Source organism: Helicobacter pylori (assembly GCF_011140715.1).
In the GTDB taxonomy this organism is placed as follows: Bacteria; Campylobacterota; Campylobacteria; order Campylobacterales; family Helicobacteraceae; genus Helicobacter; species Helicobacter pylori_DA.
Genome location: NZ_SFZZ01000010.1, coordinates 47,628 through 59,436, shown reverse-complemented (window position 1 = coordinate 59,436; position 11,809 = coordinate 47,628). Strand labels below are relative to the sequence as shown.

Below are 11,809 nucleotides of genomic sequence, written 5' to 3'. Positions count from 1 at the left end.
ATTCTCTCTTAAAACATATAGCTATAAGCCGCATGGATAAAAACGCTCTCTAAAAAATAAGAATTTTTAAAAGAATTTCTAGTCTTTGAAAAAGGGATCTTAGCCCCAAGCTCTATGCGGTGGTAATGAGCGATCGTGCTGCCAAGCCCCACATTAAACAAGCCGTTATAACCCATAAACGAACTATTTTTCATGCCTAAATGGTTATTTTGATAAAAATACCCTATCCCAAGCCCCCCATACACCCCAAAGCTGTATTTTTTGTAAGTGTAAAAATCGCTTAACACATCAATATTTAAGCTCAATAAAGAAGCGTTAATCGTGTGCAGTGCGGTGGGTTTGATTGCCATAAGATAGGAAAATTCACCCCTTAACGCTAAAGCTTTAAAAAAAGCGAATTGATACCCCCCTTTAGCCCCCCATAAAAAAGCCGTATAAGAAGAATCACTAGCGGGTTTTGGGGTTATTTTAATGGGGGCTAAACCCACCATAGCCCCAAAATAAATATGACTTTTTTTAGGCTCAAACGCCCCTAATAAGCCCACCCATAAAGCCAAAATGAAAACAATCTTTTTCATTCTAAAGTTTTTTGGTTTTGATAAAACCGCTTGAGTTTATCATCTATGGGAGCGAGCAAACGATAAAACACCGGCACAATGAGTAAGCTTAACACCATAGAAATCATTAAGCCCCCACTCATCGCAATCCCTATAGGGGATTTCATCGCCGCTCCATCCCCACTCGCCAACGCCAAAGGCAGCATGCCGCAAACCATCGCAATGGTCGTCATTAAAATCGGTCTTAAACGGGTTTTGCCGGCAAATAAAATGGCTTCTTGGATATTCAAACCTTTTTTACGCTCTTCATTCGCCACATCAATTAAAAGCGTAGCGTTTTTACCCACCATACCAATGAGCAAAATCAAGCCTATCATAGAGAACATGCTCAAAGGCTGATGCACTAAACCCAGAGCAAAAAACGCCCCTGAAAAGCTTAAAGGCATGGTAACCATGATAATAAAAGGCTCTAAAATGGACTCATACAACGCCGCTAAAATCATATAAATCAACACAAACGCTGTCGCTAAAGCGACTAAAAACTCCCCATTGCTCTCTTTAGCGTTATCCGCTTCACCGGTAAATCTGTAATTCGCCCCTTCAACCAGCCATTCTTTAGTGTTTTTACTCACTTGCGTTAAAATCTCGCCCAAAGAAACGCCCGCATTCCTATTAGGCTCAGCAAGCACCGTAACGCTGCGTTGGCGGTTATAGCGAGAAATACTGGACGGGCTTTTAGTTTCTGTGATTTCCACTAAAGCGTCTAAAAACATCAATTTATCGTATTTGTTACGCACTTGCAAGCGTTTGATGTCTTCTACAGAAACGCGCTTGTCATCAGGCACTCTAATGATCATGTCGTATTCTTTGCCATCCTCTTTGAACACGCTCGCTTGAGAAGTCCCAGAGAAAGCAGAACTCACCACTGAGCCAATAGTTTGAGCGCTCACGCCGTATTTGTTAGCGTTTTGTCTTAAGATTTTGAGTTGCAATTGCGGTTGCGATTCGCTCGTGCTTGTATGGTAGCTTTCAACCTTGCCTTTTAATTCAGGGCTTTCCAATAAGAATTTTTTCAAATTCGCCACGCTTTTATCCACCGCTTCTTGAGAATGGGAAAACACAAAGGTTTGGAAGGGCGAACTATCCCCACCGCCCCCTATAAGAGCAACTTCAGAAAGATTAATAGTATCTAAACCTTTAGCTTCAGGCATGCTTTTTAATTCCTTCCTTAAAGCGCTCATCAACTCAAATTGCCCCAATTGGTGCTCTTTTTTACGCTCTTTTAAAGGCTTGAGCTGCACAAAAATCTTAGCCTTAAAAGGGTTTTGTGTGGTGCCATAACCCACTTGCAGGGTGGTAAATTCCACTTCATCATGTTTTTCAATCGCTTTTTGAAAGATCTTACTCTTTTGTGTCATGTAATCTATGCTCACACCCGGTTTAGCCTTAAGCCACACTAAAAACCTCCCCCTATCTTCTTTCAGCATGAAATCCATGCCGAGCTTAGAAGCCACAAAAAGCGAACCCACAAACACCAAAACCACCGCTATAAAGATAATGAGTTTGTGGTTTAATACCCATTGGAGCAATTTGGTATAACGAGACTCTAAAGCCTTAAAAAAAGGCTCACTCCACACATAAAAACGAGAATGCCTGGGATTGACCACGACTGAGCTTACCATAGGAATAATCGTAACGACCACCACATACGATAGAGCGATCGCTAAAGCCACCGTGATCCCAAAGCTTTGGAAAAAGCGCCCGATAATGCCTTTCATGTTCCCTATAGGCACAAAAACAGAGAGCAGCATCGCTGAAATCGCCACTAGAGCAAAGCCAATTTCCCTCACCCCCTCATAGCTCGCTTTTCGTTTACTCATGCCCATTTCTAGCTTTTTATGGATGTTTTCAATCACCACGATCGCATCATCAATGATAATCCCTATCGCTAGCGTTAAAGCCACCATGGTGAGCATGTTTAATGAAAAGCCCATCCATTGGATGAGCGCAAAAGTCCCCATGATAGAAATAGGGATAGAGATCGCTGAAACTAAAGTGATCGTGCCGTTACGCAAGAATGCAAACACCACTAAAACCGCTAAAATCGCTCCTAAAATCAAGTCAAATTTCACGTCTTCAATAGAGGTGCGGATATAGCCCGTGGTGTCTAAAAAGGGTCTGATTTCATAGCTAGGGCTAATGGCTTGAATGCGCTTTAAAGCTTCATACACCCTATCCACGATTTCAATTTCATTCGCTCCGGCAATCTTTTGGATTTCTAAAATCACACCGGGTTTGTCTTTAAAGCTCGCAAAAGTGTTGTCTTCTTCCAAACCGATTTCAATTTTTGCAATATCGCCAAGACGCACATGATTACCCACTTGAATCTTTTCCACATCCGCCACGCTATAACTATTCGCATTCACTAAAATAGACAATTCCCTTTGGCTATTGACAATGCGCCCCCCATCAATTTCCACATTCTCCGCTTTAAGCGTGCTGAAAAGATCCGCATAAGTCAAGTTGTATTTATTCATCAAAGTGGGATCTGCATAAATCCTAATCTGGCGCTCCCTAAAGCCGTTGAGCTGCACGCCCCCTACCCCATTGATTTTTTGGAGCATTGGCTTAATGGTGTTTTTAGCGTAGTCATTAAGGGTTGTAGCCGGCACGCTTGAACTGCTCACAAACAATGAAATAATGGCTTGGCTGTCGGTATCAAATTTATTGATAGAGGGTTTTTTAATGTTGGAGTCATCAAAACGCACCGAAGAAATTTTATTCATCACATCGTTTAAGGCTTCTTCATTAGGCTTTTCCAACTCAAATTCAATGACAACAATACTCACATTTTTAGAACTCGTGGAAGTAACCTTTTTGATCCCATCAATCCCCATCACCGCTTCTTCAATCTTATCAGTTACCTTACTCTCTATGATTTCAGCGCTAGCCCCAGGATAAGTCGTAGTAACCACCACTGTAGGCAAATCAATTTTAGGGAAAAGCGCCACGCTCAATTTTTTAAAACCCATAGTCCCAAAAAAGACAATCGCCAAAGCAAACATTAAGGTCGTAATAGGACGATTAATCGCTGTTTTATACATCAAAATATCCTATTATTTCGTTTGGATAAACCCATCGCCAAAAAGCCCCACTGCCATAGGCTTAGATAAAAGGGCTTCAGCGCTCACTTTCCTGGTGTTTTCATCAACCGTGGGGTAAATCTTAGTGATTTTAATTTCATGCTGATTGGAATCCCCGTCTATAGAATAAGTGTAAGTATCCCCCACTTTGACCGCATTAATGTATTTAGAATCAAATTCAATGACTAATTTCCTAGCATGGCTGACTAATCTTAGTAACACCGTGTTATTCGCGCTCACCCCTTCGCCCACTTGAATGTTTTTGCTCGCTATCACGCCATCAAAAGGGGCTCTTAAAATGGTTTTATTCAATACCGCAATAGAATAAGCGTAATCTGATTCCAAGCGCCTGTAAGTGAACTCATAACCCTCTAGAGTGTTTTTATCCACAGCACCCCCAATTTTGCTGTATCGTTGGTATTGCTTTTTAGCGAAAATGAGTTGTTGCTCGGTGGAATCGCTTTGAGCCTGTTTGTCTTGATTATACAAAAGCAACAAAACATCGCCCTTTTTGACCACGCTCCCCTCAGTAACCTTAATGCTATCCACAATCCCTGTGCTGTCTAAGGTGAGTTTGGAATCTTGCATCGCTTTCACATTGAAAATCGCATACACTCTTTCGCCAGCTTCCATGCTCAAAAAACTCAAAAAAAGTCCTATTAAAATTTTTCGTATCATTTTTATTCCCTTAATGCACATAGTCGTCTATTTTATGCCCGCTGTTAAAAATGTAATTGGCTTTTTGCACTTCATAGTTGTTGAGCGCTAAATTGTAAGCCACTTCTGCATCAAAGCGCGTGGTTAAGCCCCTTAAATAGGTGGTGAAATCCACTAAATTAGCGTCGTATTTCCTTTTAATATTGGCAAAAGAAAGATTGGCCGCATCCAAACTAGCCTTGGAAGATTCAATCTTAGCTCTGGCAATATCAAGCGACTTTCTGTAAAGTTGTTCGTCTTTTTCTTGCTCTAGCTTTTTATACGCTAAATTCTTTTCATTCGCTAATTGGCCTAACATGATGGATTGTTTTTGCAAGCTCAACCCTATATCATCAAAAATATTCAAAGTCGCAGTAACCCCAGCCGTGTTTTGCTGACCTGGGTAGAAATTCCCAAAACGCCCTGTGGCATAAGCGGGTTTTTGGATCCAAAAAAGCCATGAGTCAAACACATCTATCTTGGGGTAATAATTGAGTTGCTTGTTTTGGTATCTGATTGCGGAAATCTGCTCCCTTAAAGAGACTAAATCCTGCCTTTCTCTCAATTGCAAATTAGGCGCATCAATCGTGGTCTTTTTCAAATTTTTCACACTGAGATTGGTGAGGTATTCTAAAGTCAAGCGGTTTTGCTCCAAAGCAAATTGCATGTCCAAAATATCGTATTCGCTCAAATTCCCTTGCGCTTTTAAGCTTTGCAAATCATCAATCGTGGTCAGCCCTTTGTCATAGAGCTTAGTAACCCTTTTAATGTCTGTTTTGATTTGCTCTAATTTTTTTTGCAAAGCGATCATGCGAGCGAGATTGTTAAAATACTCGTAGTATTGTTGCACCACTTGCAAATACACGCTTTGGCGGCTATACTCTAAATTAGCCACAGTGGATCGGTAAGTCGCAGACTTTTCTTTGACATTATTCACATTGCTAAAGCCATTAAACACGTTCAATGTGACTTGAGCTTGGAGTTGTTGGGTGTTATAATGCTTATATTCTGGAGTATCCCTAGCTTCATTTTTAAAGTTATAACTCGCATTCAAAGTAGGCAAAAACATCGCTTTGGCGATGGTGTGGTTTTTCATCGCTTGCTTGACACTGAGTTCTTGCGCTTGCAAACTGAGATTAGAAGTAGCCCCCTTTAGCAATTCATAAAGCCCCAAAGCGGCTTTATCGCTTTTTTCATGGTATTTAGCAATCTCTTGATTGATCGTGGTCGCTGTTTCTTTAGGCGAGGATAAAAAACTCGGTGTCGCTTCTAAAGAACTTGTCGGCGGATCAATGAGCTTTAAATTCTTATGGCTGTAATTGTTAAGGATTTGCTTGATTTCATCGGGGGTTTTAGAGGGGGTTTGCGCTAGAGTTAGAGTAACACACAAGCCTAATAAGCTCATGCATCTTATAATAGTTTTCATCAAGCCCCCCTATCGCCTGGTTTTAGCATGCACTAATTGCACTAAATACTTGGCGTTTTCTCTGGGCAAATCCGGTAGCATCCCATGCCCTAAATTAAAAATATGCCCTTGATTGCCCATGACTTTTAGAATCTTTTCAACCCCTTCTTCTAAAGCGTTTTTATCATAAAGGCGCGTTGGCTCTAAACTCCCTTGCAAAACATACTTACCGCCTAAAATCTTTTTTGCCGCTTCTAAAGGCGTACCCCAATCCACGCCAAACACATCAAATTCCCCATCTATGCTATCCAAATAAGCACCAATCCCTTTAGGGAAAAGGATGACCGGAATGTTAGGGTAGCGTTTTTTAAGCTCTTTAGAGATTTTTTTCAAATAATCCCAACTGAATTTCACATACGCTTCTTTTTCTAAAGCGCTAGCCCATGAGTCAAAGATCATCACCGCATTGACCCCTGCTTGGATTTGAAGGCTCAAATACTCTATCAATTCAAGGCTTAATTTTTCTAAAAGTGCTTTTAAAACTTCAGGCTCGCTATAAAGCATTTTCTTGCTTTTGGCATACGATTTGCTCCCCTCGCCTTCTATCATGTAAGTCGCTAAAGTCCAAGGCGATCCGCAAAAACCGATTAACGCTTTCTCTTTAGAAAGCTTTTGGCGCGTTTGAGAAATCGTATCATAGACATAGTTTAGTTGTTTATAAGCCCCTACTTTTAGGCTTTCCACGCTTTTTAAATCCGTAATCGTCTCTAAAAAATGCGGCCCCTTTTTGGGGATAAACTCCAAATTCAAGCCCATTTCCAAAGGCACTACTAAAATATCGCTAAACAAAATGGCCGCATCCACACCTAAAATCTCTACCGGCTGTAGGGTAACTTCTGTGGCTAAATCGCTATTTTTACACAATTCCAAGAAACTCCCCGCTTTTTTACGGCTCTCTTGGTATTCGCTAAGGTAACGCCCCGCTTGCCTCATCATCCAAATGGGCGTGTAAGGTGTTTCCTTTCTAAAACATGCATCAATGAAAATCATCATAAACTCCTTAAAGGTTTGTCTAATTATGGTTTTTATACTCTATAGTTATTTTTAAAATGAATATTTTACCCTAAAAATCTCGTAAAGTCATAAAAAGTGAATGTGATACCAACAGAATAGATATTCAATCGTGGCGTGCCAAAGGCTTTAGAAAATTTGCTTTGGATGAAATAAAAAGGGATACCACCCCTTACTTCTATACCCAAGCCAAAATTTTTAGCCGCATTGAAAAACAAACCCACACTCCCCACCGCTGATTGGATATTGAATTGATACTTATCAATCTTAGCCCCTAAAATTTGAAGCTGATAGCCTAAGGCGATTTTAGGGATAACCCACCCCCTAAAAAGCCTAACCCCAGCCATAAACCCAGCGCTCATGAAATACGAATCGCCCATTCCAGCATCCAAATACCCCCCCAATAAAGCTTTCTTTTTTAAAACGAACCCTGCTTGAAAGCCTAAAGAAGCGTCATGGTAAATTTTATCCATTAAAATAGGTGGGCGGTTTTTAGGGCGGATGGGGGATCTTTTAGTCGTTTCTGCATGCTGGTAAAGATAGCCGATTTTAAAAGAGCCAAAATATTTTTTAGTAGGCTCTAAAGGTTTGAAAAAATTCCAATCCTTTTTGGCCAATAAAACGCCTTTTAAAAGGCTTAAGATTAAGAAAAATCTAAAAATCAAAGTTTTAATTCCAATTTTTGTTTGGAAAATTCCACAATCTTTCCATGGAATCTCGCATAAAGTTGCGCTAAAGGAATGGTGTTTTCATAAAGCGCTAAAGCGGCATTTAAATTCTCTCGAACGCCTTTTTCAAAAAAATGTTGCAATTCGTCATAATCTTCTATCTCTATGCCTAATTTTTTTAAAAAAAGATAGCTGTATTTATCCACCACCATCACTTCTTTAGCGCACACATAGCATAAAATCGCATCCGCGCTTTCTTTGCCAACGCCCTTTTGGTCTAAAAGCCACTCTCTGGTTACTTCTTGTTTAAAATTTCCAAAACTTTGAAAGTCTTTTAAAATATTCTTGCTCAAAACAATCAGTCGTTTGGCTTTTTGGTTATAAAACCCGCTAGGGCGGACACACTCTGCAAGCTTTGAAAACTCTATATAAGCGATTTTTTTAAGATTGATTTCATCATCATTTTCTAAAATGAAAGCGTTTTTTAGATTTTCTAAAGATTTCACAACGGCTTCAAATTTGGTATTTTGCGTTAAAACCGCCCCTAGTAGAGCTTCAAATTTCAAAGCGTTAGGCCACCACCAAGCAGGGGCGTTTTTCAATAAATCCAAGCTCTTTAAAGCCTTTAAAATTTCAAAACTATCTAACACAATAACCGCCTGTAATTAAAGTATAAATTAAAGAAATCAAAAAGAGTATTTTATTAAAAAAGAAGCAAAAATAAAAGCGAAAAGCCAACGCTTAAAGCGTTAGCCCCATACAAACACTTTTCTCAAAACTAAGTTAAAAGCCTTAAGATATTTTGTTGAACGGTATTGGCTTGACTCATCGCATAACTGCCTGATTGCGCCAAAATGTTGTTTTTGTTGAAATTCGCGCTCTCTTCAGCGAAATCCACATCCCTGATTTGAGATTCAGCCGCTTTAACATTCACTTGAGTGATGCTGATGTTATTCACGGTGCTAATCATTTGATTTTGCACAGAACCTAAATCAGAGCGGACTTTATCCAGCATTTTCATCGCTGATTCGGCAATATCAATCACCACCATCGCACCTCTTAAGGTAGTTACCCCAGATCCCAAGCTTTGGTTACCGCTAGCGATGACAGCGTTATAGTTCGCGCCACTCGCTGATTTGACATTAGCGTTAAAATTCCCGGTAACATCGCGCAAATTCACCGTGGTTTCCGCCACTTGAGATTCCCCAAAACCAATCGCTGTGAAGCCTAAATGTTGCGAGTCAGAAGCCGAAACGACATTGATGCTCTTAGCGTCTAAGCGTGTGAGAGAAAGCCTTCCGTAGTTAGTAGAGCCTTTTGTTAAATCCTGACCGCCATTAACCATCGTTAAAGCGCTAGGCCCGTTACTGACGCTGTCGGTTTTGATTTCAATCCCACGACCATCTATACTGCGCAAATTCAAGCGCCCTTTTTGATCCGTATAAGCTTCCACGCCGGTTTCTGAAGTAACCGCATTGATCGCTGCGACTAACCTTCCGTCTGAGTCGTTTTTCTTAATATCTGCGATATTCCCCAAATGGATCCCATTTAAGGTTAAATTACTCAAACTTCCTGACTGAACCGCCACATCGCTTGTGGTGATAACGCTCGCATAAGCTTTAACCCCTGTTCGGTTAGAGTTTTTGTTAATCACTTCTGCTAACACGCCAATCCCTGTGCCTGCTGAACTAGAAACTTTTACGCTCTCTAAAGTTACATCATTCACGCCATCCACTTGTTTAAAAGTCAAGCTAATATCCCCAGAAGCCGTGATTAACGCACCTGTAGCGATACGAACCTGACCGATTTTATCTGAAGTGGTAGAGCCGATAGAAGCCTTAATGCTTTGGTTAGAATAAGCCCCTACTTGGAATTCTTTGTTAGTGAATTGACCAGACAATAACGCTTGCCCATTATAAGTAGTCGTGTTACCGATATTATCTAAACCTTGAATCAAACGAACGATGTCAGATTGAATCGCTTTACGAGATTCCGTAGTTTGCCCGTCTTGAGCCGCTTGAGTCGCTTTAACCTTAACGGTGTCTAAGATTTTCAACTGCTCATCCATAGCCTTATCCGCAACCTGGATAATCCCCATGCCGTCATTCGTGTTGGCAATCGCTTGACCCAAACTGCTCGCTTGTGAACGCAAAGAATCCGCCACCGTCATGCCTGATGCGTCATCAGCCGCTTTATTAATTCTTAAACCTGAACTCAATCGCTCCAATGAAGTTTTAAGTGCATTTTGAGTGAGTGCGGATTGCACATGCGCATTCATCGCATTGATATTTGTATTGACCTGAAAAGCCATTGTTGTAACTCCTTGTTATAAAAAACCCAAAGGCATCCTTGCTTTTGGTTGAAACTATTATCGGTTAAAGTTTGAAATTTTAAAGGGCTTTATTTTTTAAAAATAAAATTAGGGGCATGAAAATGGGTTATAATAAAGAAAATTTGATTATTGAATGCAAACACCAATGGATACCATAAAAAACATTCCCTAAGGACTTTCATTTTACTCTATAAAGCTCACCAAAATGTGTTGTGTTGGCATCAATTACAGTGCTATTTATCGGCATTATTCCATCTCTAAATATTCTTGTTATGATAAGATTGATTGATATTGTGGTAGACCTATTGCAAAATCATACGCATTTTGAATACAGCTTGCTGTTACCAACTTTGCTACTATGGGGAGCCTTGCTGTTTTTAACGCATGTGTTCTCAGGAATTTCATCAAGCTTGCAAACCATTATTGCTGAACAATTTTCTATAAACATCATCACTCAGCTTGCTAATAAACTCACAAAAGTTAAAAATCTAAATTTTTTTGAAAACAAAGATCACACTATTAAGCTTAACGCTATCCATAACGGTCTATACATCCGTCCCCTAAATTATGTCAGTAATCTATTTTTTAACTTGCAACGCATTATAGGGCTTATTAGTCTATTGGGTATATTATTTTCTATTAGTATTTATCTACCCTTTATAATGATTTTTGCAACAGTTCCTTGCATGTTTATCACTAATCATACAGCAAAAAAACATAGCGCTTCCATAGATAAACTTCAAGACCAAAAAGAAAGCATACAAAATTATCTATATTCTGGACTAGATAACCAAAAGAACAAGGACAACCTATTATTTAACTTCATGCTAAATTTTCATCATAAATTCATTGAAAACAAAGAATTATATATCAATCATTTTGTGAAAATCGCCCAAAAAAACTTAATGCTTACCATATATGCTGATATTTTAATCACCACTCCTAAGTATCGCACTATTTTTTCTAATGGTTTTTATTATCCTTTCAAAATTAATTGGTGTGGGAGCAATTGCTGGGTATATCCAAGCATTTAGCTCTACTGAGCAGCAACTACAAGATTTATCATTTTATGGAAAGTGGTTTTTTGCTATCAATAAATACTTTGAAAATTATTTCTGTATTTTAGATTACAAAATGCCAAAACCAGAAACACAAATCAAATTAGAAGAAAAAATCCATAGCATTACATTTGAAAATATTAGTTTCTCTTATCCTAATTCAAAACTTATTTTTGAAAACTTTAATCTCTCTTTACACTCTAATAAAATTTATGCACTAGTCGGCAAGAATGCTAGCGGAAAAACCACGCTGATTAAACTATTGTTAGGGTTTTATACCCCAAATTCAGGTCAAATTATTATCAATAACAAATACTCGTTACAGGATTTAGAGCTAAACAGCTACCACAAACAAATGAGTGCCATATTCCAAGATTTTTCTCTTTATGCTGGGTATAGCATTGATGATAATCTTTTCATGCAAAACAACCCCACAAGAGAGCAATTAAAGCAAAAGAGAGAAATGCTAAAATCTTTTGATGAAAATTTTCAAAATTGTCTTAATGATTATAGCAATGCATTATTTGGAACACAGTATAATGGGATAGATTTTTCTCTGAGTCAAAAGCAACGCATAGCCACTATAAGAGCCTTTTTAAAACCAAGTCATTGTGTTGTTTTAGATGAGCCAAGCAGTACTATTGACCCCATTATAGAAAAAGAGTTTTTGGATTTTATTTTTAAAAAATCGCATTCTAAGATGGCTTTAATTATTACACACCGCATGAATAGTGTCAAGCAAGCTGATGAAATTATCGTTTTAGATCAAGGCAAACTTATAGAACAGGGCAACTTTGAAACCCTTATGAAAAAACAGGGATTATTTTACGAATTGTTTTTGAAACAACAATACTAACGAGCGCTTAAAATGTTTGGTAA

The 11,809-nt window shown here is 39.0% G+C and carries 9 protein-coding genes and 1 pseudogene; 2 read left to right on the top strand and 8 right to left on the bottom strand.

The features are described from left to right. Nucleotides 1–8: 8 nt before the first annotated feature. From EWZ81_RS00700 to EWZ81_RS00665, 8 genes are all read right to left on the bottom strand, one after another. Entirely contained in the window at nt 9–578 is a 570-nt protein-coding gene (locus EWZ81_RS00700; RefSeq protein ID WP_165548631.1) for an outer membrane beta-barrel protein, read from the bottom strand. Continuing rightward, nucleotides 575–3,661: an efflux RND transporter permease subunit HefC gene (gene hefC / locus EWZ81_RS00695; RefSeq protein WP_165548629.1), complete on the bottom strand. Its 3,087-nt coding sequence runs from the start codon at nt 3,659–3,661 to the stop codon at nt 575–577. The genes EWZ81_RS00700 and hefC overlap by 4 nt, the downstream gene beginning before the upstream one ends. A gap of 12 nt (nt 3,662–3,673) precedes the next feature. Beyond that, nucleotides 3,674–4,378, bottom strand: coding sequence for an efflux RND transporter periplasmic adaptor subunit HefB (gene hefB / locus EWZ81_RS00690; RefSeq protein WP_000619671.1), 705 nt, complete (start codon nt 4,376–4,378; stop codon nt 3,674–3,676). Between the two features lie 10 nt (nt 4,379–4,388). After that, the gene (gene hefA / locus EWZ81_RS00685; RefSeq protein ID WP_079303868.1) at nt 4,389–5,822 is read right to left on the bottom strand and encodes an efflux RND transporter outer membrane subunit HefA; all 1,434 of its coding nucleotides are present in this window, start codon (nt 5,820–5,822) and stop codon (nt 4,389–4,391) included. 9 nt (nt 5,823–5,831) lie between these two features. Then, complete coding sequence (hemE, locus tag EWZ81_RS00680; protein ID WP_165548627.1) at nt 5,832–6,851, bottom strand: uroporphyrinogen decarboxylase; 1,020 nt, start codon at nt 6,849–6,851, stop codon at nt 5,832–5,834. A 68-nt stretch (nt 6,852–6,919) separates the two neighbouring features. Further along, on the bottom strand, nt 6,920–7,537 hold the full coding sequence (locus EWZ81_RS00675) for a hypothetical protein (protein ID WP_165548625.1): 618 nt from the start codon (nt 7,535–7,537) through the stop codon (nt 6,920–6,922). Next, nucleotides 7,534–8,190, bottom strand: coding sequence for a 3-methyladenine DNA glycosylase (locus tag EWZ81_RS00670; protein WP_165548623.1), 657 nt, complete (start codon nt 8,188–8,190; stop codon nt 7,534–7,536). Before EWZ81_RS00670 ends, EWZ81_RS00675 begins: the two co-directional genes overlap by 4 nt. A gap of 128 nt (nt 8,191–8,318) precedes the next feature. Beyond that, the gene (locus tag EWZ81_RS00665; protein WP_000885496.1) at nt 8,319–9,851 is read right to left on the bottom strand and encodes a flagellin A; all 1,533 of its coding nucleotides are present in this window, start codon (nt 9,849–9,851) and stop codon (nt 8,319–8,321) included. Nucleotides 9,852–10,005: 154 nt separating this feature from the next. On the opposite strand from EWZ81_RS00665, the pseudogene EWZ81_RS08375 reads away from it, so the two are divergent. Further along, nucleotides 10,006–10,906: pseudogene (locus EWZ81_RS08375) on the top strand (ABC transporter ATP-binding protein). Beyond that, nucleotides 10,872–11,786: an ATP-binding cassette domain-containing protein gene (locus EWZ81_RS08370; protein ID WP_341846684.1), complete on the top strand. Its 915-nt coding sequence runs from the start codon at nt 10,872–10,874 to the stop codon at nt 11,784–11,786. The pseudogene EWZ81_RS08375 and the gene EWZ81_RS08370 overlap by 35 nt, the downstream one beginning before the upstream one ends. Nucleotides 11,787–11,809: the final 23 nt, after the last annotated feature.